This is a genomic window from Sagittula sp. S175, assembly GCF_049800975.1.
Taxonomy (GTDB): Bacteria; Pseudomonadota; Alphaproteobacteria; order Rhodobacterales; family Rhodobacteraceae; genus Sagittula.
Map to the genome: position 1 here is coordinate 74,663 of NZ_JBNAGB010000018.1, position 26,071 is coordinate 100,733.

Here is a 26,071-nt window from a genome sequence, read left to right on the forward strand (position 1 = left end):
GCCGTTCAGGCGCCGTAAGGCACCCAGACCGTCTTGACCTCCGTCGCGGCCTCCAGGAACACGCGGCCCTCGCCCTGCGCCCCCAGCCAGTCGCGCGCCCCGCGCTCGACCCATGTCCGCTTCAGCACACCCGCCGCCCCGCGCTCGATCACGCCCGACAGGTCCGGCCCGGCGAAACTCCAGACCGCGTCCACATCCATATGCGTCGCCAGCGTCCCCGCCAGCTCTGCCGCCGAGCCCGTCAGGATGTTCACCACCCCTCCCGGAACGTCCGAGGTTTCCAGCACCTGCATGAACTCCAGCGCCGCCAGCGGGAACGGCTCCGACGCCACCAGCACGGCCCGGTTTCCCATGGCGATGATCGGCGCCATCAGCGACACCAACCCCAGCAAGGGCCGCTCATCCGGGCACAGCGCCCCGACCACCCCACAAGGTTCGTGCAGCGCCATGGCCACGCCGCGCATAGGCACCGGCTTGACCGCGCCCTCGAACTTGTCTGCCCAAGCGGCATAGGTGAACAGCCGGTCGACCGAAGCCGTAACCTCCGCCGCCCCATCCGACCGCCCGGTCATCCGGTCCAGCGCCGTGGCGAACTCGGCGGCCCGCGCCGACAGGTTCTCGCCGATGTAATACAACACCTGAGCGCGGTTGTGCGCCGTCGCCCCGGCCCAGCCCGACGCGCCCCGCGCAGCCTCGACCGCGTTGCGCAGGTCCTTGCGGTTGGCGATCGGCGCCTGCCCCAGCATCTTGCCCGACGCATCGAACATCACCCGCGCATAGCCGCCATCGGGCCGCGCCTGCTTGCCGCCGATATACATCTTGGCGGTGCGATCCACCGCCTGAGGCTCGACCAGCTCGCCGGAGAACGCTTCGACCGGCGCCAGTTCCGCCAAGACCTCGTCGACCTGCGTATAGGCCAGCGCACCTTCCCAGCCACCTTCCCGGCCAAATCCGCTCTCGCGCACGCCACCGAACCCGGCGCTCGCGTCGAACATGTTCGTGCCATTCACCCAGACGACCCCCGCCGCCAGCTTCGGCGCGATCTCCAACGCGGTGTTGATGTTCTCCGACCAGACCGAAGCCGCCAGTCCGTACCGCGTGTTGTTCGCGATCTCGACCGCCTCGGAGGGCGTGCGGAAGGTCGACGACACCAGCACCGGACCAAAGATCTCCTCCTGCATCAGCCGATCCGCGGGCGACAGTCCCGATACCAGCGTCGGCGGATAGAAACAGCCGTTCGGCATCTCGCCCTCCGGCGTAAAGACCTCTCCGCCACAACCCGACACCATCGCGGCGATCCGGTCGCGCTGCTCCGGGTCCACGATGGCACCCACGTCCACTGTCTTGTCCAGCGGATCACCGACGCGCAGCGCCGCCATCCGCACCTTCAGACGGCGATGGAACTCCTCCGCGATGCCTTCCTGAACCAGCAACCGCGACCCGGCACAGCAGACCTGTCCGCCGTTGAACCAAATGGCATCCACCAGCCCCTCGACCGCCGAATCCATGTCGGCATCCTCGAACACGATGTAGGGTGACTTGCCCCCCAGCTCGAGCGTCAGCGCCACCCCGCGCCCCGCCGTCGCCTCGCGGATCTTGCGGCCCACCTCGGTCGACCCGGTAAAGGCCACCTTGTCCACATCCGCATCCACGACCATGGCCCCCACCGCACCGTCCCCGGTCACGATGTTCACCACGCCCGCAGGCAGACCCGCCTGCTGGCAGATATCCGCAAACAGCAGCGCCGTCAGCGAGGTCCACTCCGCAGGCTTCAACACCACCGTGTTGCCCATGGCCAGCGCCGGCGCGACCTTCCACGCCAGCATCAGCAGCGGAAAGTTCCACGGGATCACCTGACCGCAGACGCCCAGCGCGCGCCGCCCCGGCAACTCCTGATCCATCAGCTGCGCCAACCCGGCGTGATAATAGAAATGCCGCTGCGCCAGAGGCACGTCGATGTCGCGCGCCTCACGCACCGGCTTGCCATTGTCGAGCGTCTCCAGCACTGCAAACAGGCGGGCATGTTTCTGCAACATCCGCGCCAGCGCATACAGATACCGCGCCCGGCCCCTGCCGCCCAGCGCCTCCCACTCCGGCTGGGCTGCCCGCGCCGCCGCCACCGCCGCATCCACGTCGCCCTGCGTAGCCTGGGTGAGCGTCGCCAGCACCTCTCCGGTGGCCGGATTGCGCGTCTCGAAGGCCTCGCCCGGCTCGCTGAACGCGCCGTCGATGAAACAGCCAAAAGCCGCGCCGCGATCCACGATCCACGCCAGCGCATCCCCCGCTGCCTCCGGGGCCGATCCATAGGCCATGCTGTCGAAAATCTCCTTCACGCCCATCTCACGCGCTCCCCATCACCAGCCAGACCACATAGGCCAGCCATATCAGCGCCATCACCCAGACGCCTTTGACAATCATTTCCGTGCGCCGGTACAGCGCCGCGTATCCCGCCAACTCCGGCGTCAGTTCCCCGTCCGGAGGCGCATAGTCCGGCCCCTCGCCCAACGCGCGCCGCGCTGCCGTCGACAGGTTGCGCACCGCGCGGCGGATCTTCGACTTCTGCCAGCCCCCCGCCAACGTGACCGCAAAGACCGCCACCATGGCCAGCGACCACTGCGGGCTCATGCCGCCCATCAGGCGCGCCCCTTGAGTGTCGCGTAGGTCGGGGCTCGCCCCGACTCCCCGGACAGAGCACCCGAAAGGTCAGGCCAGCGCATGACGCCACCCCGCCGAATAGGCTCCCGTCACGTGATGCTCCAACTGCCGCTCGATATCGCCCAGCAACGACGACGCGCCAAAGCGGAACAGATCCGGCCTGAGCCAGCGGTCGCCCAGCTCTTCCTTCACCATCGACAGGTAGACCAGCGAATCCTTCGCCTTGGAAATCCCGCCCGCAGGCTTGTAGCCCACGCGGATGCCGGTCCGGTCGTGATACTCGCGGATTGCCCTCATCATCACCAGCGACACCGGCAGCGTCGCGTTCACCGACTCCTTGCCGGTCGAGGTCTTGATGAAATCCGCCCCGGCCATCATGCAGACCAGCGAGGCCCGCGCCACATTGGCCAGAGTGCCCAACTCGCCGGTCGCCAGGATCGCCTTCACATGCGCCTCGCCACAGGCCGCCCGAAAGGCGCACATCTCGTCGTACAGGTCCTGCCAGTCGCCGCGCAGCACCAACCGGCGCGAGATCACGATGTCGATCTCCGCCGCACCGGCCTTCACGCTCTCCTCGATCTCGGCGACGCGCAGGTGGAACGGCGACAACCCCGCCGGGAACCCCGTGCTCACGGCGGCCACCGGGATGCCTGACCCGTCCAGGGCCGCCACGGCAGGCGCAATCATGTCATGGTACACGCAGACCGCTCCGACGGTCAGATTCGGCAGACCCAAAGCCTCCAGCAGGTCCGCCCGCACCGGTTGCTTCGCCTTGGCGCACAGCCGCGCCACCCGCCCCGGCGTGTCATCCCCCGCCAGCGTCGTCAGGTCGATGCAGGAAATCGCCCGCGCCAGCCAGGCCGCCTGGTAATCCTTCTTCACCGTGCGCCGCCCCGGCAAGCTCGCCGCGCGCCGCTCGATGGCCGACCGGTTGGCCCGTGCCGAGCGCACCCAGTCCATGTCCAGCGCCATGCCCGGATTGCGCGGCTCGTGGACCTGCGGCAACTGCGCGTCCTTGACACCCTGCGCGATGCTCACGTCTTCGCTGACACTCATGGCGGCCTCCTTGTCACGGCCTGACGACCCTGCCCCCGGCGCGCCCCGAATTCAAGCGTCCCGCTGCGGCAAGACCGCAACCGCCTGCTGCAACGCCGCGTCCGGCACGGTCGCCTCCTGTACGCGCGTGCGCTTCAGCAGCTTCCAGCCATTGGTGACATTGCGGCAATGCCAGAATCCCGCCGCGCCCCGGAACCAACTCGGAAAGGGCAACCGCTCCAGCCGGTGCTGCCGCCATTCGAACCCCCGCAGCGGCCCCGAAGGCACCATGCACCACTTGTCCGGGCACTCTCTGCGCGGGTCTTCGCGGTAGCCATGCGTACGATGCGACGGGAACCCTTCGAACCCCGGCTCAGGATGCACCCAGTAGCCGGGAAAGGCGACATAGCCGAAACGGCTCTCCACCGCCCGGTCAAAGATCGAGCCCTCGCAGAACACCAGCTCGTCGATGTCACAGTTCAACACCGCGCGGGCGTTCCAAAGAAACCTGTGCCGCACCGCGTTCAACACGCAAAACTGCAGGAACAGCTCGGAATTGGCATAGGGCTTCTTGCCCCGCGGCCCATATGGCAGGTCAGTCACCAGCACCCGCGCCATCTCCGGCGCGATCCCCGCCCGCGCGATGGCCGCGCGGATGACCTCCGCCCCATAGGCAGAGCCATTGTCGACAAACACCACCGCCTCGGCGCCGTGGTGCACGACATGAAAGCGCACCCAATCCTCGATCCACGCCGGATCGTTGTCCTTCGACAGTGTCACCAGCACGTTGCACCCGTCCAGTCCGCTGTCGGCACGATGCACCATGCTCTCGCCCCGCCAGCCCCCGATCTCGACCGATACCCGCGCGGGCGCCTCGTGACAGCGCAAGGCCACCACCGAATGCCGGTCGTAATTGCGAACGCGTCCTCGCACCGCCCGCCCATCCAGCGCGAACAGCGCTCCGGCCACTGCACCGCGCAGGTTGTTCAGACGCGGACAGATCAGCCGCACAACCCCGTCACGCCAGACCGCATCCACCCAAAGCGTCGCAGCGTCGAAACGCTCGAGGTAATCCTCCTCGCGGAACGCGTCACGCACGCGCGGCACCCGTGCCAGCCCGCTGCCGTCCAGCGTCAATGTCGCGAAATCCTGCACGGACCCATCCCTTCGTCGCACTGCCAAAGCCCTATGCACGGAACCTCCACTGCCTTCAAGCGGCGCCCCCAACCGGGTTTCGCCGTCGCTCCGCTCCGACGACCCCCTCCGAGGGTATTTGGATCAAGATGAAGGGAAAAGCGCGCGCCGCTGCTTTCATCTTGATCCAAATACCGCGGGGGAGTCGCTCCAAAGGAGCGGCGGGGGCAGAGCCCCCATCCCTTTCTTCAACTACGGTCCACGACACACCGAAGCCACGCGGAACAACGGTAAGACTGCCACCCCACAGCAAGACTCCAAAAGGAACAAATCATGAACTAAACTGCAAGTCATGTTCGCCGAACTCTGCATCACCTCCAACTTCACCTTCCTCACCGGGGCCTCCCACCCCGAGGAGTACGTGGAGCGCGCCGCCCTTCTCGGGATCGGGGCAATTGCCATCGCCGACCGCAACTCGGTGGCAGGGATCGTGCGCGCACACACGCAGGCAAGGGAGATCGCCCACCAGATCCGTGAGCGCGCCGAGGCCCTGGCCCGCACCGGCCCGATCGGGCCACCCGCACCGCCGCATCTGCCAAAGCCGCCCGGCTTGCCCCTAGACATCGTGCCACGTCTGATTCCCGCCGCCCGCCTGTGCTTTCGCGAAGGGCTGGAGATGACCACCCTCGCAAGCAGCCGCGCGGGCTGGGCCACCCTGTGCCGCCTGCTCACCCTCGGGCGCCGCCGCTCGCCGAAGGGGGACTGTCACCTGTCGCTCGAGGACCTGCCCGGCGATCTCTCGGGACTCGAGTTCCTGCTCCACCCGCCACGCAGACCAACGGTGCAGGGCGGCGCGAGAGACTGGCTGCAACAGGCGCAACGGCTGTCACGCCGCTTCCCCGGGCAGATGCATCTCGTGATGTCTCCCGCCTATGACGGCCTCGACGCGGAACATTACGACATGGTCGCCGTGCTGGCCGAACGTCTCGACATGACGACGATAGCCAGCGCCGCGCCCATGATGCATCACGGACGCCGCCGCCGGATGGCCGATGTGCTGACCGCGATCCGCACCGGCCAGCAGGTCGACGATCTTGGCCGCAGTGCCATGGCCAATGCCGAACTACGCCTGCGCTCCGAGGCCGAGATGCGCCGCCTGCTTGGCCCCCACGCCGAAGCCGTAGACCGTGCCGGCGCGCTGGCGCAGCGGTGTACCTTCGACATTGCCTCGCTGCGCTATGAATACCCCTCCGAGGTCACCGCGCAGGAAACCGCGCCCCAGCGCCTGTCCCGCCTTGCCCACGAGGGGCTGGACTGGCGCTACCCCCAAGGGGCCCCCGACAGTGCGCGCCGGCAGCTGGCTCATGAGCTCGACCTCATCGGCAAGCTGAAATACGAGCCCTACTTCCTGACCGTCCGCGACATCGTCGCCTTTGCCCGCTCGCGCGGCATCCTCTGCCAGGGGCGCGGCTCGGCGGCCAATTCCATCACCTGCTACTGCCTTGGGATCACCTCGGTCTCGCCCGAGATCGGCACCATGGTCTTCGAGCGCTTCGTGTCAGAGGCGCGGGACGAGCCGCCCGACATCGACGTCGACTTTGAACACGAGCGCCGCGAGGAGGTCATCCAGCACATCTACGAACGCTACGGCCGCCATCGCGCGGGCCTCTGCGCCACCGTCATCCACTACCGCGGCAAGCGCGCCATCCGCGAGGTCGGCCGTGCCATGGGCCTGTCGAACGACACCCTCGCCGCGCTCTCCAGCCAGCTCTGGGGGTTTTTTTCCACCAGGGGCCTCGAGGATGAACGCATGCGTGAGATCGGCCTCGACCCCACCGACCGCCGCCTGCAACTGACGATGGAACTGATCTACGAGATCATCGGCTTCCCGCGCCACCTTTCGCAGCATGTCGGCGGCTTCATTATCACCGAAGGCCGCCTCGACGAACTCGTCCCCATCGAGAACGCCGCCATGGAGGGGCGCACCGTGATCTGCTGGGACAAGGACGACATCGACGCGCTTGGCATCCTGAAGATCGACGTGCTCAGCCTCGGGATGCTCACCTGCATCCGCAAGGCCTTTGACCTGATAAAGGCGCACCACAACCAGACGTGGACCCTCGCCACCCTCCCGCAGGAGGACCCAAAGGTCTACCGGATGCTCTCGAGCGCGGACAGCCTTGGCGTCTTCCAGGTCGAATCCCGCGCGCAGATGAACTTTCTCCCACGCATGCAGCCGCGCAACTTCTACGACCTGGTGATCGAGGTGGCCATCATCCGCCCCGGCCCGATCCAGGGCGACATGGTCCATCCCTACATCCGCCGCCGTAACGGCGAGGAGCCGGTGACCTTCCCCTCGGACGACCTGGGCCGCGTGCTGGCCAAGACGCTGGGCGTGCCGCTGTTCCAGGAACAGGCCATGCAGATCGCCATCACCGGGGCAAATTTCACGCCCACCGAGGCCGATCGCCTGCGCCGCTCCCTCGCGACCTTCAAGAAACATGGCAGCGTGTCAGAGTTCCGCACCCGCTTCCTGCGCGGCATGGCAGCGAACGGCTATGATCCCGACTTCGCCGAGCGCTGCTTTTCCCAGATCGAAGGGTTCGGATCGTATGGCTTCCCCGAAAGCCACGCCGCCAGTTTTGCCCTGCTCGTCTATGCCTCCGCCTGGCTGAAATGCCACCACCCCGGCATCTTCGCCTGCGCGTTGCTGAACGCCCAGCCCATGGGATTCTACGCCCCCGCCCAGATCGTGCGCGATGCGCGCGAACACGGCGTGCAGGTGCGCCCCGTCGACATCAACGCCAGCTACTGGCACAACGTGATGGAACCGGACGGGCGGGGCGGTCTGGCGCTGCGGCTCGGCTTTCGCCAGATCAAGGGCCTGCCCGAAGACGATGCCGCCTGGATCGCCGGCGCGCGGGGCAACGGCTACCGCACGGTGCGCGACGTCTGGCGCCGCGCCGGGCTGGCCCCCGCGCTGCTGGCGCGCCTGGCCGAGGCGGATGCCTTCACCTCTCTGGGGCTGAACCGCCGCGAAGCGCTGTGGGAGGCCAAGGCCCTGGTGAAGGGACCGGAACTGCCGCTGTTCTCGGGGGACCTCGACGGCGAGGCGATCCAGGAACCCGCCGCCCTGCTGCCGCAGATGACCCTGGGCGAAGAGGTCGTCGAGGATTACGTCGCCATGCGCCTGTCGCTGCGCGCCCATCCCGTGGCATTGCTGCGGCACCTGCTGACGCCGCCCGCGGCTGTGGACGGGGCGCAAGGGGGCTCTGCCCCCCGCTCCTTCGGAGCTCCCCCCGAGGGTATTTGTGAAACCAAAGAAGCACGAACGCAGCTTGCCACGGTCAAGGCGCGCCACCCCCGCGACATGCCGGGGCCGATCACGCGGACATGGGAAAACCACAAGGGCAGTCAGACGCGCTCCTGATCCATCGCCGGAAAGGCCGCATCGAAGGCCCGCCGCCCCTGTGCCGTGAACCGGATCGCGCGCCCCTGCGGATCGCGCCGCGCCCAGCCCTGTTCCAGCATCCGCGCCATCAGCGCCCGCCCCAGGCTGCCCGCCAGATGACTGCGCCGCACGCTCCAGTCCAGGCAGGCGCGGCACAGCGGCGCGCGCGCCCTGCGAAGCGGCGCAAGGTCGATGCCGAACCCCTCGGCAAACCCCTCCCCTGCCTCGGTCAGCGCCACATCCTCGCCCTCGACCCGGATCAGTCCGCGCCTCGCAAGCGAGTCGAACATCCGCACGCCCATCTCTCCGGCGAGGTGGTTGTAGCAGACCCGCGCCTCGCGCAGCGCGACATCCTTTGGCCCCGTCCGGGTGCGCTGGTGGCCCGCCGACTGCGCCGTGACCCCGGCCTCCTCCGCCATCTCACGCGCCGTCAAGGCACGCCCGCCCATCAGCGCCGCCAGCATGTTGGCCCGCGCCGGATCGCCGATCAGCGCCGCCACGGCGGCCATGTCAGGACCTGTTTTCATGCTTCGACCCCGACCGAAGCATTCGCGCACTGCAAGCTGCTACCTTGGGCCCATCCAAAGGAGAGACCCATGCTGACCTGCATCATCCGCTACCAGATCGACCCGACGAAAAAGGCGCAATTCGAACGTTACGCCCAGAACTGGGGCCAGTGCATCCCGCGCAACGGCGCCGAGCTCATCGGCTACTACGCCCCGCACGAAGGCTCGACCACCCTCGCCTACGGCATCTACAACGTCGCCTCGCTGGCCGATTACGAACGATATCGGAAAAGCCTCGCCGCCGATCCACTCGGCCGCGAGAACTACGAATTCGCGCAATCAGAAAGGTTCATCTTGCGCGAGGACCGCACCTTCCTGAAGCTGACCTCGACACCACATGGAACATAGCGGGCACATTCCGTTTGATCGGAGACGGCAAACCCTGCCTTTCCCTCCGGTCGACCGGGTTTCCCGCCACCCTTCAGCAAAGAAACGGAATATACCTTGATCGCCATCATCTTCGAAGTCATCCCCGCCGAGGGCAAACAGGACGCCTACCTCGACATCGCCGCCACCATGCGCCCTCTGGTGGAACAGGTCGAAGGCTTCATCTCCGTCGAACGCTTCCAGTCCCTCACCAATCCCGGCAAACTCCTGTCGATCTCCTTCTTCGAGGACGAGGCCGCCGTCGACCGCTGGCGCGCGCTGGAAAAGCACCGCGCCGCACAATCCGCCGGACGCAACGCGCTCTTCGACGACTACCGCCTCCGCGTCGCCCATGTCCTGCGCGACTACGGCAAACACGACCGCGCCGAGGCCCCCGCCGACAGCCACGCTCACCATTCGGGCTGAGGCCTTTGCCTCGGAGCCGTCCGTCGCCTGAGACCGGACAGACGGGCGCTGCGGCCCGGGGCAAGGAAAATCGCGGAGGCTCCCCGCAGGGGAAACCGCTATTTTCCTTGCTCCGGGCGGCAGCGGCTGTCAGGCAAGGCTCAGGTGATGGACGGCGCAGGCCAGGGTCTTTGCCTTGGTGAGTCCCAAGCCGCCTGCTCCGCCGAGGCGGAGGCCAAAGGCCGCAGCCGAGACAAAAAGCGCGGGGGGCGTGGCGCCAGCCACACCCCCCGCTCAATTTCTGGAAAACCGCGATCCGCCGATCGGGCCAAGACGCCGGTCTTACACCCCGGCGTCGACGATCGCCTTTGCCAGCACCGGCACGGTATCCTTGTTCAGGCCGGCCATGTTCATGCGCGAATCGCCCACCATGTAGATGCCGCTGTCCACGCGCATCTTCTCGACCTGCTCGGGCGTGGCGCCCAGACGCGAGAACATGCCGCGATGCTCGGCGAGGAAATCGAAACGGTCCGAATTCGTCAGCCGCTTCAGTTCCGCCGCCAGCTGCTGACGCAGCGCCAGCACGCCCTCGCGGATTTCCTTGACCTCTGCTTCCCAGTCGGCGCGCAGCTCCGGGTCCTGCAAGACCATCGTCACCAGACGGGCCCCGTGGTCCGGCGGGAAGGAATAGTTCTGCCGGTTCAGGTAGTTCAGCATCCCTTGGTTGACCTTGCGGCGCGCTTCATCGTGCGCCACGGCCAGCAACAGTCCGGTGCGCTCGCGGTACACGCCAAAGTTCTTGGAGCACGACGCGGCAATCAGCACCTCGGGCAGCTGGGCGGCCACCATGCGGGTGCCCTCGGCGTCCTCGTCCAGACCGTCGCCAAAGCCTTGGTAGGCGATGTCGATCATCGGCACGGCGCCGGTCTTCTTCAGGAGGTCGATCACCTGCTGCCACTGCTCGGTGGTCAGGTTCGCGCCGGTCGGGTTGTGGCAGCAGCCGTGCAGCAGCACCACGTCGCCGATGCGCGCATCGGCGATGTCTTCCATCATGCCGTCGAAATCCACGCCCCGCGTCTCGGCATTGAAATACCGATAGGGCACCATGTGCATTTCCATGTGCTTCAGGATCGACAGGTGGTTCGGCCAGGTCGGATCGCTGACGAACACCCGCGCCTCGCGGTTCGCCATCCGCACAAGGTCAAAGCCCTGACGCACCGCGCCCGTACCGCCCGGCGTCGCCGCCGCCGCCACCGCGTCGCGCGGGACCGCGTCGCCCAGCAGCAGGTCGACCATGGCGTCGGCATAGCCGATGTCGCCCGCTAGACCGGTGTAGGTCTTGGTGTCCTCGATCTCCCACAGCTTCTTTTCCGCCGCCTTGATGGCGCGCATCACCGGGGTCCGGCCCTGCGCGTCCTTGTAGACGCCGACGCCCAGGTCGATCTTCTGATCGCGCGGGTCTTCCTTGAAGGCCTGCATCAGCATCAGGATCTTGTCTGCGGGTTGTTCCTTGAGAAGTTCGAACATCAGTTCTCTCCGGTAGCGACGGGCAGCGTCGGGAATGCACCCCATTCCGCCCATGACCCGTCATACAGCGCGTGGTCCGTCTTGCCGATGACCTCCAACGCCAGGTTGATGATGGCCGCCGTCACCCCCGAGCCACAGCTCGTGATGACCGGCTTCGAGAGGTCGACGCCTGCCGCCTCGAATTCCGCGCGCAGGGCGTCGGGCGCCTTCAGGCTGCCCTCCTCCGTCAACAGGCGCTTATAATGCATGCTCTTTGAGCCAGGAATATGACCCGAGCGCAGACCCGCGCGCGGCTCGGGCTCTGCCCCGGCAAAGCGGCCGAGGGATCGCGCGTCGAGGATCTCGTGATCCTTCAGCTTGGCCGCGGCGCTGACCTGCGTCACGTCGCGCACCAGATGCGCCTGACGCCGCACCGTCATGTGGCGGTCGCGGATCACCGGCGGCAGATCCTCGATCTCGCGGCCCTCGGCCTGCCACTTCGGCAGACCACCGTCCAGCACGGCGATGTCGTCCTTGCCCATCAGCTTGAACAGCCACCAGACCCGCGCCGCCGAGAACACGCCCGCGCCGTCATAGACCACCACCTGATGCCCGTCGCCCACGCCCATGGCGCGCATCCGCGACATGAACTTCTCCGGCTCCGGCGCCATGTGCGGCAGCTCGGACCGCGCGTCGGACACGTCGTCGATGTCAAAGAACCGCGCTCCGGGGATATGCGCCTCGGCGTATTCCGCCTTTGCGTCGCGCCCCATGTCCGGAAGATACCAGCTGGCATCCAGAATGCGCAGGTCCGGGTCGTTGAGATGTTTCGACAGCCAGTCCGTCGAAACCAGCACCTTGGGATCGTCAGTGGCCATCATGCACCTCGCGTTGCCTTGCAGCACACGCTTAGGCAAGCGCGCGCGATCATGCAAGGTGATCCGGTGCCGCGCCGCGCCGCAAATCCCTTATTTCAACAGCAAATCGCGCAGAAATCCCACGGTGCCCTGGATCACCGCACCGCCGACCAGCCCGGCCAGCGCCTGCTGCGTCAGCAGGACCACCACTGACCCCTGCGGCGCATAGGCAAGACCATGCGCACCCGGCAACCCCAGTGCAGCCAGCGCCAGCCCGCCCCCCAGAAGGCCCGCCAGCCCGCTCACGATCCACCCCTGATCATATCCCCGTATCAGGCGCCCCACGAGCATTGCCCCCGAGACGCCCGCGATCAGCCCGATCACGACGCCCATTCCCATCTTGCCTTTCACGCTGAGACGCGCCCAACTTTGACGCGACCCGGCTCTACCAAGACGTGTTACCAGTTTCTACGGGAAGCTGTGAGGGAAATTTCCCCGTTACGACTGCTTGAGAAGCCGCTGCTTCTGGCGGGACCAATCCCGCTTGGCTTCCGTCTCGCGTTTGTCGTGGTTTTTCTTACCCTTGGCGATGCCCAGCTTGATCTTGGCGATCCCCTTATGGTTGAAATACATCACCAGAGGAACGAGGGTCATGCCTTGGCGCTGGGTCACATTCCACAGTCTGGAAAGCTCTTTTTTCGAAACCAAAAGCTTCCGGCGCCGCTTTTCCTCGTGCTTGAACATGGCGCGCTCGTAGGGCGCGATGTAGCTGTTCACCAGCCACAGCTCGCCCTCCTCGACGGCAGCGTAACTCTCGGCGATGTTGCCGGACTTCTCACGGAGCGATTTCACCTCGGACCCCGTGAGGATGATCCCGCACTCGATGTCATCCTCGATGGCATAATCGTAGCGCGCCCTCCGATTCTCGGAGATGATCTTGTAGTTCGGGTCTGTCTTCGGTTTCTTGGCCATGGTGGGTTTAGATAGGCGCGCCAGGGCCGGTTGTCCATATGGACCGATTTGCGGTGCATCCCGCCGCTTTCTTCCAAGGAAAGGGCCCCGGAGAAATACCAAGTCTCCGCCCTCAGGCGATCAGAAAATTTGCACGATTAACGCCCGCACCCCACATGAAGGCGACTTAAAATTCCAAAAACAATCCAGACAAGAATCCGGTTAACAACCGGCCGGAAAACCCCGGCAATCCGGCCGGTTCACCCCTTCAAGCAGGTTAAGTATGGTGAACATGCACTAACAGCCTTGTGGATTTGACCCAGACCGCCCCCATATCTATCAGCGTGCGTTGCGTTCACGCGACCGCTCGCTCCATGCACCCTGCGTCAACCTTATGGCCCTGCCCGCGAACAAGGCGCCTCGCCTGATGCCATGGCACAATGCGCACTCTCCCCCTTGCCAAGCCCCCGGCAAATCCGCTTTGCAGGAAGCGACGGCAAAGAGGACTTCCATATGAACCGCTACCCCCGCGACATGATCGGCTACGGCCCGAACCGCCCCGATCCGCAATGGCCCAACGGGGCAAAGGTCTGTGTCCAGTTCGTCCTGAACTACGAGGAAGGCGGCGAAAACAACCTGTTGCACGGCGACACCGGGTCCGAAGGCTTCCTGTCGGACATTCCCGGCTCGCAGCCCTGGCCCGGCCTGCGTCACTGGAACATGGAATCGATCTACGAATACGGAGCGCGCGCCGGGTTCTGGCGCCTGCACCGCCTTTTCACCCAGCGCAACCTGCCGCTGACCATCTATGGCGTCGCCACGGCGCTGGCGCGCAGTCCCGAACAGGTCGAGGCCATGAAGGACGCCGGGTGGGAGATCGCCTCGCATGGGCTCAAGTGGATCGAACACAAGGACATGCCCGAAGAGGTCGAGCGCGCCCAGATCGCCGAAGCCATCCGCCTGCACACCGAGGTCGTGGGCGACGCGCCGCGCGGCTGGTACACCGGCCGCTGCTCGATGAACACCGTGCGCCTCACCGCCGAGACTGGCGTTCTGGGATATATCTCAGACACTTACGATGACGATCTGCCCTACTGGCTGCGTGTCGGGGACCGCGACCAGCTGGTCATTCCCTACACGCTCGAAGCCAACGACATGCGTTTTGCGGGCGCGCCGGGCTGGGTCACCGGGCATGATTTCGAGGAATACCTGATCGACGCCTTCGACACGCTCCGCGCCGAGGGCCACGCCGGCAAACCCGCCATGATGAGCGTCGGCCTGCATTGCCGCCTTGTCGGTCGCCCCGGCAAGATCGCGGGCCTCATGCGCTTCCTCGACCATATCCAGCAGTTCGATGACGTCTGGGTCGCCCGCCGCATCGACATCGCGCAGCACTGGGCAAAGACCCATCCGCCCGTCCGCAAACCCCGCCCCAGCGAGATGGACCACGACACATTTGTCGGCACCTTCGGCGGGATTTACGAGCACTCCCCATGGGTGGCCGAACGCGCCTTCGACCTCGAACTGGGTCCGGCCCACGACCGCCCCGCAGGTCTGGCCAATGCGCTGGCCCGCGCCTTCCGCCGCGCCACGCCCGACGAGCGCCTCGCCGTGCTGCGCGCCCACCCTGATCTGGCGGGCAAACTGGCAAAGGCCCAGCGCCTGACCGAGGACAGCACCTCCGAGCAGGCCTCGGCGGGACTGGACGCGCTGACCGACGCCGAACGCAGCCAGTTCGAGGCACTGAACGCCGCCTATACGGAAAAGCAGGGCTTCCCCTTCATCATCGCCGTCCGCGACCACACAAAGGCGCAGATCCTCGACGCCTTCCAGCGACGCCTCGACAACGACGCAGAGACCGAATTCGCCGAGGCCTGCCGTCAGGTCGAACGCATCGCCCGCCTGCGGCTCGAAGCGCTGCTGTAACCTACCTTTTCTGCAACAGGCCCAGCGCCTTGCGCAGCTGTTCGATATGCCAGGGCACCGCGACCTCATCGGTTTCGGTGCCCTTGTCCATCGCCCAGTAATTGTTGTGCGCAAAGCCCGACCGCCGATGCCCCTTGGCCACCGATCCGTCAGCCGCCAGACGGGGCAGCACGGCAATATCGCGTACGCCCTGTATCACGCGGCCCTCGTGTTCCAGCCCGAACACCTCGCCCACCGGACCCGCGATCAGATCGCCGGTGACGATGGCCTTTTCCGGCGCATAGAGGTTCGTCCAGCGCGTGTAGGCAAACAGCGCCGCGTGATGCGGCACTCGGCGATCCTCCGGCTTGCGCCCGCGGGCGTTAGAATAGGTGAAGTGATGCAGCTTCGTCGTCCCATCGAACTCCAGCACCGGCGGACAGGTCGGCAAGCGCCGCCGCGCCTGCTTTGCCCGCAGGTCCGCACGACTGTCCGCCACCAGGAATTCCGCATGGGTCAGCGGCGCGCCCAGCGTCACGAAATCGCTGATACACCACTTGAAGCCCAGCGCCCGCGCCTCTTCCAGAACCTTCGCCTGCTGCGCTTGGTAGGCATCCAGATCCAGCGTCCCGCCGTCGCGCGCGGCGCGGATCATATCTTCCAGCCGGTGGCGCTGCGGCTGCGGGCCGGTGTCGCGCCCGATGTCCGAATTGTACTGTGCGAACAGCTGCGTGAGCATGTCATAGGCAACGATTGTGCCCAGCGAATGCGCCACCACGATGATCCGGTCGTAATCGCCGCACTCCGTCAGGTCCTTCAGCAGCTTGACCCCGGTCTCGCGGATCTCCTTGCGGCGGGCGACATTGGCGGGCCAGGCCTTCACGTAGCGCGCCACGTCGCCGAACCGCTTGACCAGCACGTTCGACACGAACCCCGTGGCCGCGATCCCGAACAGCGCCGAGACAAAGACCACCCAGGGCGCAGGCGCCGGACGCGGCCACAGCCCCCACAGCGTCACCCCGCCCACGATCAGCGTCAGGACCCATAGCACGATCCACGCATGACGCACGCGCTCGGGCGGCCTGCGAAAGAGCAGGTCCATGATCCAGGCCTTCACATGTTCCCAGGTGTTCCCCTGCATCATGTGCGCCCAGTAATATTCGTAGAAATCCGTGTAGTTGCCCGCATCGTCCTGCTCGGTCGTCACCCGCCGCAGCTCGGCCGAGGTATTGCGGGTGTCGGGCTTGGCCCAAGAAACATTGCCGGTGCGCTTGCCGCCGGTGTCCGGGTCGGGGCGATCCTTGTCGACCAGTGACCGATCGCGGGTCCAGACCGTATCGACAAAGGAATTCAGCGTCTGCATGGGGATCTGCTCGCCCATGCCGTGCAGGATCACGACCGCCTGTTTCATACCACACCCCCGTTTGGCTTCCGCCATGGTAGCAAGCCGCCCGCACAGCGCAACCGAACATCCCGCTTCCCCCACCCCGTCCCGCGCCCTATCCTTCTCCGAAAACGTGCGAGGCCCCATGCAACACATCCAGATCCAGCCCCTGACCGCCGAGGCCTTTGCCCCCTTCGGAGACGTCCTCGAAGCGGCGGGCGCACCCGACAAGATCATCAACCTCGGGAAATGCGGGCGGTTTCACGACCGGGCGAGGCTCGACTTCGGCCCCGGCGGGCGGGCGGGCCTCTCGATCTTCGACGCCGAGCCGCGCGACCTGCCCTACCGCCTCGACCTCGTCGAGCGTCACCCCGAGGGCAGCCAGGCCTTCCTGCCGATGCACGCCCACCCTTGGCTGGTGATCGTGGCCGAGGCCGGTGACACGCCCGGCGCGATCCACGCCTTTCGCGCCGCGCCCGGACAGGGTGTGAACTTTCATCGCGGCACCTGGCACGGCGTGCTGACCCCGCTGCACGCGCCGGGGCTGTTTGCCGTGGTGGACCGCATCGGCGACACCGCGAACCTGCAGGAATACCCGCTCGACGCCCCCGTCATCATCACCGACTGACGCAAGAAGGAAGGGCCCAAAGGCCCTTCCCGCGGAGGCTCTCGCCCCATTCCCCGGGGGACAGTCCGGGGCTCTGCTCGATTTCGGTGCGCGGCGGTCGAGAGGGGGATCATCCCACGCCGCGCACCGGCCGATGGCTTTGCGGTGTCAGCGGCGCGCCAAGGCGAACCCGCGGCTGCGCAGGCAGCTGTAGTCGTAGCCCTGACGGAACTTGCCATTGTTGCGGAACTCGGTCCGGCACGCCCCCGGCAGCGCACGCGCTCCGTCGTAATTGCGGTTCAGGCAGCCAGCGCCCATCACCAGCCCCTGATGACGGGTGTCGCGCAGGCACTGACGCGGCAGCGCGGTGGGGCGGCTACGCTCGAAACGGTCGTGGCGATCATGGTGGCCCTGGAAACGCTCCCCCCTGCCGCGCTGGTCCTGCCGGACATGGCTGTTCATCTGCGGCGCTGGTGCCGGCGAGATCGGCGCATGGGCCCGCTGCTCCTTGCGGTCCTTCTTCTTCTGATGCTTGGTCACCTCGTTGAGCAGCAGGATCGTCGCCGCCGTTCCAAGGATGATCTTCACACCGTCCCGATTGCCCGCATGCGCCGGGGCCGCCGTCGACAAGGTGGCGACAAACGCGCCAGCGGTGAGAATCGCGGTGATGAACTTCAGATGCTTGAGGGCCATTGGGGCAGTCCTTTCGGGTTGAGGTGGGCCTGTGTCCGGTTGCAGTCCTGATGTGTCTGAACCTCGTGCCACCACGCTTCCCCCACCGGACGGATCATCGCAATATCACCCACCCGTTATCGAATATCGCGCGCCTCAGATCCCCGTTGTTATTGAATTTCACGCAGTCAAAGCGCAGGTTGGCGGCATGAAACAGATCATCGCCCCGGCCCTTCTGGCCCTTGCCCTTTTCGCCCCGGCGCTGGCCGCCGCCGACTGCATCGTCGCCTACAAGGCCAAGCAGGACGACCCCCTGCGCCTCGACGTCGGCACCGTCACGCTGCCCGCCTGCACCTCGGACGCGCAGGTCGAAGCCGACACCCGCGCAGCCCTTGCCGCGCGCGGCTGGATCCTGTTGAAAGTCACGGGCACGACGCCGGGGAACTGAACCATATGCAATCGACCGAGGTCTCGCTTTCCGACAGCCGCCGCTCCGGCGGACGCATCGTCATCGGAGGCATCGCCGCCATCGTCGGCACCCTGCTGCTGGCGGGCGCGGTCCTGCTGTTCACCCTGCCCGACGCCAATGCCTTCAACGCGCGGGTGGAACGCATCTTTGTCGAAAACGACACGCTGACCAGCGATGCGGAACTGAAGCTGCTCGAAGTGCTGGCGCAATCCGGCACCGCCTTTGCCGACGTGCTGACAAGCTACCGCATCATCATCCTGATCCTGCTGCTCTTCGCCGCCGCGCTCATGGTCGCCGCGCTGGTGTTTCTCGTCATGCTGGTCGCCATGAACCGCCGCATGGCGCAGGTGGAACGCTCCGGGATCGAGGTCTCGTCGCTCATCATCTCGCGCGAGGAAAACACCGTCTACCTCAACACAATGGGGTTCAAGCTGACGGACGCCATGATGGAAACCCTCGCCGTATTGGCCGAGGCACGTCTGGACGACGAGATGCTGACCGGCGCGCAGATCGAATCCATGATCTCGGGCAAGGCGGAAACCGACTGCGAAGAGGCCGCCGGAGCCACGCGGATCAAACGCCTGCGCGACGGGTTGGGCAACCAGATCGTATCGGAACTGCTGGTCAAGAACATCGCCCGCCGGGGCTATGTCCTGGCCATCGACAAGGGCGTGATCGAAATGGTCTGAGCCGCCCCCGGCTCAGTTCCTGATCTGCTGTGCAATCTCGCGCAGCATCTTCACCGCGTCGCCCGCGCGGCGTGCGGCATCGTCCAGCCCCTTTGCCACGTCCTGCACCATCGGATCATCCTGGTTGCGCGACAGCAGCCGCGCGCTGGAGGTGCTGATACTCGAGAGGTTCGAAATGGCGTGCAGCGTGTCCGACAAGGCGCGCATCACTTCTATATTCTGTGTGTGCTCGTCCGCTCCGGCTGCCGCCGTGATGTTGACCGAAATCACGAGGATCGTCTTCACTCCCTCGTCATCGCGCTCCAGCGGAAAGGTCTCAACCTCCCAGACCGTCCGCTCGCCGGTGCCGTGGAAATCACCCACGAACCGCGACGGCCGTCCGTCAAACGCTTCGCGTACCGATGCCTCTGCGGCGGACTGGGTCTCGCCGTTCCAGAAGGCCGTCCACATCTTGCCGCAGATGTCCTGAACGTCGACCTTCAACAGTTCGAGGCCGCGGCGGTTGATCGCAACGACCTCCCCGTTCCGGTTCAGTACCTTTGCGCAGACGGCAGAGCGTTGTTCCAGGTAGCCCACCATCGCGGAGATGGTCGAAGCATTCGCCTGCTCCGAGGCAACGATGACATCCATGGGCATTTCCTCTCAGACAATCCCATGCACACGCTGCGTGGAATCGAAACCTCTGAAGAAATAATTTAACCTAATCTTAGCTCTGCCCGCAACATTTGCTGCGGGCATGTAATCGTGTTTAACATAGAAAAACGCCTTAACTGTCAGCCTTGGCAAACGCCGCTTCCAGCGCGCTTTGCGAGAACGGTTTCTGCACGATCACCGTCCCCTTGGGATACAGATCGACCAGTTCCTGCGCCGCGCCGTAGCCTGTCGCCAGCACCACGGGAATGCCCGCTTCCGCCAACCGTTCTGCCACCGGCAGCGACTGCTCGTCACCAAGGTTCACGTCCAGCAGCGCAAAGTCGATCGTATTGGAATCGAGCCAAGACATGGCCGCCGCGACCGAAGACACGATCTTCACGTCTGCCGCCCCCAAATCCTTGAGTATCTCGGCGGCGTCCATGGCGATGATAAGCGTATCCTCGAGCACCATCCCCTTGCCGGTCAAACCATTCGCACCGCCCTCATTGGTCATAGACGGCAGTTCCATCGGCGGTTGCGTGTCATGATCCTCTACGATCTGCGAGATCGCCCGCGGCGGCAGCCGGAAATGCGCCTCCACCCCGGTCATCTTGTAGGAGATCTCGGCATCCCCGCGCAGCTCGTGCGGGATCGAGTTCTCGATGATCGTCGATCCGAAACCGCGCCGTTTCGGCGGCGTCACGGGCGGGCCGCCCCGTTCCTTCCAGTCGATCAAAAGGCCGCCGCTGCCATCCACCGCGAGGTCGACATAGACCTTGCCGCTTTGGTCGCACAGCGCGCCGTGCTTGATCGAGTTGGTGGTCAGTTCGTGGATCACCAGCGCCATCGTGGTGAACGCCTGCGGCGAGATCATCGCATCCGGGCCGGTCATCACCAGCCGGGCGGACTTGCGGTCGGCAAAGGCCTCCAACTCGGTGCGGATCAGGGCGCGCAGCGAAGTGGGTTCCCATTGCTCCGACGTCAGCTGGTCATGCGCCCGCGCCAGCGACTGAATCCGCCCGTCGAGGTTGGCGGTCATCTCTTCCAGCGACCGGGCACTGGAAGACGACTGCGCCAGCAGACCGCGCATCAGGTTCAGGATGTTGCGCACCCGGTGGTTCAGTTCCGAGATCAGCAGTTGCTGCTGCTCCTGCGCCCGCTTGCGTTCGAGGTTCTGCGCATCCGTGACCTTCAGGAAAATCTCCAGCAGCACCGTCCGCAACTGTTCGGCGGCATGCACCTCGCGCGCAGCCCAAGGGACGGACCGCCCGCGCACGGTCTCTTTCCAGACGTCGAAGGACTTGCGGGGGGTCAGGCGCGTCCCGTTCGGACCAACCGTCACGGGCTTCGTCGGATCACCGGCCCATTGTATCGTTTCGGACACCGGGCGGCGCACCAGCACAAGGTAATCGCGCGGGCGCTTGGAAATCGGGATCGCCATGATCCCGGCGGTCCGATCCTCGTACTCCCGCGCCGTTTCAAGGAAATTCGCCATCCGGTCGGTGGCAAACACCTGCGTCCCCATGCCACGATCAAGCATCCGGCAGATCTCGCGGAACTCGTCCTCGGTCGGCACGTCGCCGGTCTTGCGCAATTCCTCGTTCTCGTACAGCAGCAACCCGTCATGCGGGATGATGTTGCGGATCTCCTCGGACACCGCCAGCAGGCTCTTGTCCAGCGACGCCCCGTTGGCCATATGCGCCATCAGATGCGTCTGAAGGCGCCGCGCCCCGTCCTCCACGGCCTTGCGCTCACGCTCGTCAAAGTTGGTGAGCTCGTAGCTGAACATATGCGCGAACATCTCGACCGCCGTGCGGCGCTCGTAGTCGATGTAGCATGGCGTGTCGTTGTGGCAGGCGAACAGGCCCCACAGCTTGCCGTCCTTCATGATCGACACCGACATCGACGCCTGCACGCCCATGTTCTTCAGGTACTCGATATGAATCGGCGAGACCGAGCGCGTCACGGCCAAAGACAGGTCCAGCGGCTCGCCCATCAGGCTGACACCGGGCACGATGGGGCTGCCCGGATCGTTCACATCCGCGATCAACCGCAGCAAGGACCGCGTGTACAAGGCCCGGGCCTGCACCGGGATGTCAGAGGCCGGGAACATCATCCCGTCGTAGCGCGCCTTGCCGTCAAGGCGCTGTTCGGCTATCACCTTGCCCGACTGATCGGGCTGGAACTGGTAGACCATCACGCTGTCAAAGCCCGCGATCTGCTGCAGGCTGCGCGCCGCGTCCCGCGCCAGCAACCGCAGGTCGCCGGTCTTCCGCAGCCCCGCAATGTGTGGATAGACCTCAGTCAGCACATCGCGCTGACGGCTTTCGGTCTTCGGTTCGAACTCGACGATCAACGTCTGGCCGGACTGGTGCAGGCAGATGTCGTAACTCTGCCCCGACGCCTTCAAGGCCACACCGAACAACCGCGTGACCGAATCCCGGGCATCCACCAGCCGCAGGCTGTCGCGGATGCGATCGAACCCGTCCGACACGATCAACTCATACAGCGGACGCCCCAGCGCATCGTCCACATCAACCCCAAGGATCTGCAACAGGTTCTCGGACACATGCTGCACCAGCCAGTCCGACGACACCGCCACCAGCGCGCCGTAGGATTGCACGCGCCCAAGTTGATGGATCGGCTCTCGGTCACAGTTCGTCAGATCAACGCTCTGGGTCCGCTGGAGATTGTCAGGTGCGGTCATGCGGCTTCCCCACGTACTTCAGGCTGCGCCTCAGCAGCACGGGTGAACACCTCGAACCCATGCAGCACGTCGGCGCGGATGCGCGCTGCCTCGACACTGTGCAGCGCCACGGCGTTCAACGCCGCGCAATGCCGCTGCCACAGACCGCCGTCGCTTGGCGCAAGGAAATACGTCGGGAGTGCGGCCCGGCCCAAGCGCTCAGAAAGCATTCGCCGCATGACTTCCGTCCCCAGACGTGACCCCAGAACGATGTAGTCCACGCCTGCCCCCGCCAAGGTACGGTCCGCCAGCACCGGGACCGCCCGCGCGCCGCGCACCGCAAGGTCGAAATCCAGCCGTTCGATCAGATCCTCCAACACCACCTCGCAAAGGCGGCTCTCGCCTTCCGTCCGCGCCAGCGACAGCGCACCAAGCCCGGCACGCTGCGCGGCCAAGAACCATGTCATTTCAGTTTCCGGATCGTCATGGAACCGGGCGAATATTGCTTCTGCGCCATCATGCGCCGCCTTCGTTTCGCCTCGGAGCACGTGGCGAAAGCCGCCATGTACGGACGACCTGTTGTCGAATGCTGTCATTATTAAACTTTTGTCCCGATTGGTCACACATCCCCTAGGTGTTTCAACGCTGTTGGAAATTGAATGGTTCCGCCGATCCGAAATTTTTTTCAAAAAACTTTCAACTCGTTGCGACCGGCCGAGCCAGCGACAGGCGAGCTGACCTGCCCCTGCCGGTCCCTCATTCATAACGAGATTCTGCAGGTTGGATTTGGGTATTCGGCTTCATCGTCTTGCGCAAGCGCGCCGGGCGCGGAGGCCTCAAATTGCTCAAGCGCTCGGCGCGCTTGCTATGGCGTCAGGTTTCCCAGGGATGAGTGCAGCCTGACCGTGTTGTGGTCGTAGCGCCACAGGGCCAGCTTACGTCGCGCGTCATCGAGACTGTCGAAGATCTCCTCGTTCAGAAGCTCGTCGCGCAAGCTGCCGTTGAAGCTTTCGATGAAGGCGTTTTGCTGCGGCTTGCCGGGATCGATGTAATGCCACGGCACGGTGTTCTCGTCGGCCCATTTCAGGATGGCCCGGCTGGTGAACTCAGAGGTGGTTCGGTTTGCCTGAACAGGTTCCGGGCGTTTTCTAAGTGGTTTTCCGCCTCGGTTACGCCGCTGCCAGATCGAGCAGAAGCGGGTTGAGTAGGCTTGATCAGGCGTCCTGCCGTCAAGCGATGAGTGGGAACGGCGGCCGTTGTAGAAGCCGATGTAACGCCCGATCCCGGCACGCGCCTCGGACACGCTGGCGTAGGCCCGAAGGTAGACCTCCTCGTACTTGATGCTCCGCCACAGGCGCTCGACGGAGACGTTGTCGCGCCATGCGCCTTTACCGTCCATGCTGATCTTGATCTGCCGGGCCGCCAGAACCTTGATGAAGTCGGTGGATGTGAACTGGCTGCCCTGATCCGAGTTGAAGATCTCGGGCTGACCGTGGCGGGCCAAGGCTTCCTCCAGCGCCTCGATGCAGAAGCCTGCGTCCAGCGTTATCGACACCCGCCATGCCAGGACGCGGCGCGTGGCCCAGGCGCCGCGTCGAACCGGGCGAGTGCCGATGGAGCATGTCGATAGCGGCACGGCGCTCGGCGTGGCCATCCGCCCGTGTGGGATCGGCCTGCACGATCAGGCCGGAACGGTTCTCCATCAGGCTATGCCCCATGAAGCACAGCATGGCGCCGGCGCCGGGCGACTTTTTGAACAGCCGGGCCTCGGGATCGGTCATCGACGCGTGTGTCGCGTTCGAGCGTCGTTCACCTCGGAAGTCGACTCCGGCGTTACCGTTGCGGCGTGTGGGGCGGGTCATCGGTTCAGGCTTGGTGGAGGATTGGTCAGGGGAGGATACGGGCGAGGCACCGTCATCTGGCGGATCACCCGGGTCGTCGTCCCCGTCGGGCGCTTCGTTGACCTTCGGCTGGAAGCATTTCATCGACGCCCATGCCTTCACCAGAGTCCCATCGACCGAGAAGTGATCGTCGGACAGCAGTGGTGCCACCTCCCGATGCGCCAGGATGGCGGCCATGATCTTGCGGGACATATCTGTGGTCAGCAGTCGGTCCCTGTTCTTCGTGAACACGGTTGCGACCCATACAGGATCATCGATCCCCAGGCCGACGAACCACCGGAACAGCAGGTTGTAGTCCGACTGCCACATCAACTGCCGTTTGAACCGCTCCGGGTTTGCCGGAGGCTCCAACTCTTGAGTAGGTTGGAGCATCATGAGCAAGACCACGAATAAGTTTTCCCCCGAAGTCTGCGAGCGCGCGGTGCGGATGGTTCTCGGCAACGAGGGCGAGCATGGCTCCCGCTGGCAGGCGATCACGTCGATCGCAGCGAAGATCGGGTGTTCGGCGAACACGCTGAACGACTGGGTCAAGAAGGCCGAGGTCGACAGTCGCAAGCGCGCAGGCATACCCAGCGACATGGCCGAGAGGATGAAGGCGCTGGAGCGGGAGAACCGAGAGTTCCGGCAGGCCAACGAGATCCTGCGGAAAGCGAGCGCATATTTTGCGATGGCGGAGCTCGACCGCCGGTCGAAGTAATGGTGGATTTCATTGAGGCGCATCGTGATGCGCATGGGGTCGAGCCGATCTGCACGGTGCTGCCGATCGCCCCCTCCACCTACTATGATCATTTTGCGAAGCGGGCCAATCCGGCCCGTTTGTCGGACCGCGCCCGTCGTGATTCTGTCCTGCGGCCCGAGATCGAACGTGTCTGGGAGGAGAACTACAAGATCTACGGCGTCCGTAAGGTCTGGCGGCAGCTTGTCCGGGAAGGCTTCGTTGTCGCGCGTTGCACGGTGGCACGGCTCATGCGGGACATGGATATCCAGAGCATTATCCGCGGCAAGCCACATAGGACAACGATCACCGACAAGAACGCCCCGTGTCCTCTGGACAAGGTGAAACGCGAGTTCCGCGTCCCCGCGCCCAATATGCTGTGGGTCAGCGATTTCACCTATGTCGCCACCTGGAAGGGGTTCGTATATGTCGCTTTCGTCATCGACGCCAACGCGCGCAAGATCGTCGGCTGGCGCGCCAGCACCTCGGCTCAGACGGGTCTTGTCCTGGATTCACTGGAGCAGGCAGTCCATGACCGAAGGCCGACAACGGCCATGCCGCTGGTGCATCATAGCGATCGCGGCTCGCAATATCCGTACATTCGCTACACCGAAAGGCTGGGCGAAGCCGGCATCGAACCATCGGTCGGCAGTGTTGGCGACAGCTATGACAATGCCTTGGCCGAAACGATCAACGGCCTCTACAAGGCCGAAGTCATTCACCGTCGCGGCCCATGGCGCAGCTTCGAGGCAACCGAATATGCCACGCTGGAATGGGTGGACTGGTTCAACAACCGCCGCCTGCTCGAGCCCGTCGGGAATATCCCGCCAGCCGAGGCAGAAGCCAACCTCTACGCAGAAGACATGGCCGCTTAACTAACGAAAATCAGCCTCCGGCAAACCCGGGGCGGTTCACCTTCGCATAAGTCTGCTCCTTCAGAGTTGGCGCAGACTCTACATCACAGTGAGGGACCGACAGGGGGCAGGTCACGCACTTCCCAACAAAATCTGCACCGGTTGAAGCGAAATTTTTGCCAACCCTGTCCCAACTGGCGAACCAGGCACCGGTTCAAGCCTGCCGCTCGCTTGAGCCAGACGAGAAACCTAATCCCCAAATACACCTGTCGCGATGAGTGAAGGACCCATATCGTGCCTGTGAGCGATTAAGTTTTTAAGGAAAAGGAGCTGCTGCGAACGCCAAAGGCCCGCCGTGATGGCGGGCCTTTGAGGCATTTGGATTTGGTTGCGGGGGCAGGATTTGAACCTGCGACCTTCAGGTTATGAGCCTGACGAGCTACCGGGCTGCTCCACCCCGCGTCAATTTTGTATTATGTTTTGTATAGAGAGTTGTGTCTTTGCTAGGTTTGGCGGTTACCTACTCTCCCACGTCTTGAGACGCAGTACCATTGGCGTGGAAGCACTTAACGGCCAGGTTCGGGATGGGACTGGGTGTATTGCTTTCGCTATGACCACCAAACCGAGGAA

The 26,071-nt window shown here is 64.9% G+C and carries 22 protein-coding genes, 1 tRNA gene, 1 rRNA gene, 3 pseudogenes and 1 other annotated feature; of the genes and pseudogenes, 8 read left to right on the top strand and 19 right to left on the bottom strand.

Annotated features, from left to right (window positions below; genetic code table 11):
* Nucleotides 1-5: 5 nt before the first annotated feature.
* From ACP16H_RS19230 to ACP16H_RS19245, 4 genes are all read right to left on the bottom strand, one after another.
* On the bottom strand, nt 6-2,339 hold the full coding sequence (locus ACP16H_RS19230) for an aldehyde dehydrogenase family protein (protein WP_425073866.1): 2,334 nt from the start codon (nt 2,337-2,339) through the stop codon (nt 6-8).
* Between the two features lies 1 nt (nt 2,340).
* The gene (locus ACP16H_RS19235; protein WP_425073867.1) at nt 2,341-2,625 is read right to left on the bottom strand and encodes a hypothetical protein; all 285 of its coding nucleotides are present in this window, start codon (nt 2,623-2,625) and stop codon (nt 2,341-2,343) included.
* A gap of 78 nt (nt 2,626-2,703) precedes the next feature.
* On the bottom strand, nt 2,704-3,711 hold the full coding sequence (gene deoC, locus ACP16H_RS19240) for a deoxyribose-phosphate aldolase (protein ID WP_425073868.1): 1,008 nt from the start codon (nt 3,709-3,711) through the stop codon (nt 2,704-2,706).
* Nucleotides 3,712-3,762: 51 nt separating this feature from the next.
* Nucleotides 3,763-4,845 (bottom strand): hypothetical protein, encoded by a 1,083-nt coding sequence (locus tag ACP16H_RS19245; RefSeq protein ID WP_425073869.1) that lies wholly within the window; start codon nt 4,843-4,845, stop codon nt 3,763-3,765.
* Nucleotides 4,846-5,176: 331 nt separating this feature from the next.
* On the opposite strand from ACP16H_RS19245, the gene ACP16H_RS19250 reads away from it, so the two are divergent.
* Nucleotides 5,177-8,254 carry an error-prone DNA polymerase gene (locus tag ACP16H_RS19250; RefSeq protein ID WP_425073870.1) on the top strand — a complete coding sequence of 1,026 codons (3,078 nt, stop codon included), beginning with the start codon at nt 5,177-5,179 and terminating at the stop codon, nt 8,252-8,254.
* On the opposite strand, the gene ACP16H_RS19255 is transcribed toward ACP16H_RS19250, so the two are convergent.
* Nucleotides 8,239-8,802, bottom strand: a complete 564-nt coding sequence (locus ACP16H_RS19255) for a transcriptional regulator (protein ID WP_425073871.1) — start codon at nt 8,800-8,802, stop codon at nt 8,239-8,241. The genes ACP16H_RS19250 and ACP16H_RS19255 overlap by 16 nt on opposite strands.
* A 69-nt stretch (nt 8,803-8,871) precedes the next feature.
* Between ACP16H_RS19255 and ACP16H_RS19260 the strand changes: the two genes are divergently transcribed.
* On the top strand, nt 8,872-9,189 hold the full coding sequence (locus ACP16H_RS19260) for an NIPSNAP family protein (RefSeq protein ID WP_425073872.1): 318 nt from the start codon (nt 8,872-8,874) through the stop codon (nt 9,187-9,189).
* A 96-nt stretch (nt 9,190-9,285) separates the two neighbouring features.
* Complete coding sequence (locus ACP16H_RS19265) at nt 9,286-9,633, top strand: antibiotic biosynthesis monooxygenase family protein (protein ID WP_425073873.1); 348 nt, start codon at nt 9,286-9,288, stop codon at nt 9,631-9,633.
* A 321-nt stretch (nt 9,634-9,954) separates the two neighbouring features.
* On the opposite strand, the gene ACP16H_RS19270 is transcribed toward ACP16H_RS19265, so the two are convergent.
* The 4 genes from ACP16H_RS19270 to smpB all read right to left on the bottom strand — a co-directional run bounded on the left by ACP16H_RS19270 (nt 9,955) and on the right by smpB (nt 12,947).
* Nucleotides 9,955-11,139, bottom strand: coding sequence for an aromatic amino acid transaminase (locus tag ACP16H_RS19270; RefSeq protein ID WP_425073874.1), 1,185 nt, complete (start codon nt 11,137-11,139; stop codon nt 9,955-9,957).
* Nucleotides 11,139-11,996, bottom strand: coding sequence for a 3-mercaptopyruvate sulfurtransferase (gene sseA, locus ACP16H_RS19275; RefSeq protein ID WP_425073875.1), 858 nt, complete (start codon nt 11,994-11,996; stop codon nt 11,139-11,141). The genes ACP16H_RS19270 and sseA overlap by 1 nt, the downstream gene beginning before the upstream one ends.
* 90 nt (nt 11,997-12,086) lie before the next feature.
* Nucleotides 12,087-12,368: a hypothetical protein gene (locus ACP16H_RS19280; RefSeq protein ID WP_425073876.1), complete on the bottom strand. Its 282-nt coding sequence runs from the start codon at nt 12,366-12,368 to the stop codon at nt 12,087-12,089.
* Nucleotides 12,369-12,473: 105 nt separating this feature from the next.
* The gene (gene smpB / locus ACP16H_RS19285) at nt 12,474-12,947 is read right to left on the bottom strand and encodes an SsrA-binding protein SmpB (protein ID WP_425073877.1); all 474 of its coding nucleotides are present in this window, start codon (nt 12,945-12,947) and stop codon (nt 12,474-12,476) included.
* 492 nt (nt 12,948-13,439) lie between these two features.
* Here smpB and puuE point away from each other — a divergent pair, with 492 nt between their 5' ends.
* Nucleotides 13,440-14,852: an allantoinase PuuE gene (puuE, locus tag ACP16H_RS19290; protein ID WP_425073878.1), complete on the top strand. Its 1,413-nt coding sequence runs from the start codon at nt 13,440-13,442 to the stop codon at nt 14,850-14,852.
* Nucleotide 14,853: 1 nt separating this feature from the next.
* On the opposite strand, the gene ACP16H_RS19295 is transcribed toward puuE, so the two are convergent.
* On the bottom strand, nt 14,854-16,242 hold the full coding sequence (locus ACP16H_RS19295; protein WP_425073879.1) for a hypothetical protein: 1,389 nt from the start codon (nt 16,240-16,242) through the stop codon (nt 14,854-14,856).
* A gap of 118 nt (nt 16,243-16,360) precedes the next feature.
* On the opposite strand from ACP16H_RS19295, the gene ACP16H_RS19300 reads away from it, so the two are divergent.
* Nucleotides 16,361-16,843 (top strand): ureidoglycolate lyase, encoded by a 483-nt coding sequence (locus ACP16H_RS19300; RefSeq protein ID WP_425073880.1) that lies wholly within the window; start codon nt 16,361-16,363, stop codon nt 16,841-16,843.
* Nucleotides 16,844-16,990: 147 nt separating this feature from the next.
* On the opposite strand, the gene ACP16H_RS19305 is transcribed toward ACP16H_RS19300, so the two are convergent.
* Nucleotides 16,991-17,515, bottom strand: a complete 525-nt coding sequence (locus tag ACP16H_RS19305; protein WP_425073881.1) for a hypothetical protein — start codon at nt 17,513-17,515, stop codon at nt 16,991-16,993.
* 187 nt (nt 17,516-17,702) lie between these two features.
* On the opposite strand from ACP16H_RS19305, the gene ACP16H_RS19310 reads away from it, so the two are divergent.
* A complete protein-coding gene (locus tag ACP16H_RS19310; RefSeq protein WP_425073882.1) occupies nt 17,703-17,942 on the top strand; it encodes a hypothetical protein in 240 nt (79 codons plus the stop codon).
* 5 nt (nt 17,943-17,947) lie between these two features.
* Nucleotides 17,948-18,652 (top strand): hypothetical protein, encoded by a 705-nt coding sequence (locus ACP16H_RS19315; RefSeq protein WP_425073883.1) that lies wholly within the window; start codon nt 17,948-17,950, stop codon nt 18,650-18,652.
* Between the two features lie 12 nt (nt 18,653-18,664).
* Here ACP16H_RS19315 and ACP16H_RS19320 read toward each other — a convergent pair whose 3' ends face one another.
* From ACP16H_RS19320 to ACP16H_RS19345, 6 genes and pseudogenes are all read right to left on the bottom strand, one after another.
* Nucleotides 18,665-19,282, bottom strand: coding sequence for a PAS domain-containing protein (locus ACP16H_RS19320; protein WP_425073884.1), 618 nt, complete (start codon nt 19,280-19,282; stop codon nt 18,665-18,667).
* A 136-nt stretch (nt 19,283-19,418) separates the two neighbouring features.
* The gene (locus tag ACP16H_RS19325; RefSeq protein ID WP_425073885.1) at nt 19,419-21,992 is read right to left on the bottom strand and encodes an HWE histidine kinase domain-containing protein; all 2,574 of its coding nucleotides are present in this window, start codon (nt 21,990-21,992) and stop codon (nt 19,419-19,421) included.
* Entirely contained in the window at nt 21,989-22,438 is a 450-nt protein-coding gene (locus ACP16H_RS19330) for a hypothetical protein (RefSeq protein ID WP_425073886.1), read from the bottom strand. The genes ACP16H_RS19325 and ACP16H_RS19330 overlap by 4 nt, the downstream gene beginning before the upstream one ends.
* A 293-nt stretch (nt 22,439-22,731) precedes the next feature.
* Nucleotides 22,732-23,082, bottom strand: a pseudogene (locus tag ACP16H_RS19335) (integrase core domain-containing protein); the annotation flags it as partial.
* Between the two features lie 93 nt (nt 23,083-23,175).
* Nucleotides 23,176-23,556: pseudogene (locus ACP16H_RS19340) on the bottom strand (transposase); the annotation flags it as partial.
* 547 nt (nt 23,557-24,103) lie between these two features.
* A pseudogene (locus ACP16H_RS19345) lies at nt 24,104-24,247 on the bottom strand (transposase); the annotation flags it as partial.
* Between ACP16H_RS19345 and ACP16H_RS19350 the strand changes: the two are divergent.
* Nucleotides 24,246-25,462 (top strand): IS3 family transposase gene (locus ACP16H_RS19350; protein ID WP_425073887.1). Its coding sequence is split into 2 segments (ribosomal slippage): nt 24,246-24,534 and nt 24,534-25,462, totalling 1,218 coding nucleotides; the frame shifts between segments, so codons are not numbered across the junction. The pseudogene ACP16H_RS19345 and the gene ACP16H_RS19350 sit on opposite strands and share 2 nt — an antisense overlap.
* Nucleotides 24,527-24,643 (top strand) — a sequence feature (AL1L pseudoknot). (Overlaps the previous gene by 117 nt.)
* Nucleotides 25,463-25,826: 364 nt before the next feature.
* Here ACP16H_RS19350 and ACP16H_RS19355 read toward each other — a convergent pair.
* Together ACP16H_RS19355 and rrf are read right to left on the bottom strand one after the other, a co-directional pair.
* Nucleotides 25,827-25,903 (bottom strand) — tRNA-Met (locus ACP16H_RS19355).
* Nucleotides 25,904-25,948: 45 nt separating this feature from the next.
* A 5S ribosomal RNA gene (gene rrf / locus ACP16H_RS19360) occupies nt 25,949-26,063 on the bottom strand.
* Between the last annotated feature and the right edge of the window lie 8 nt (nt 26,064-26,071).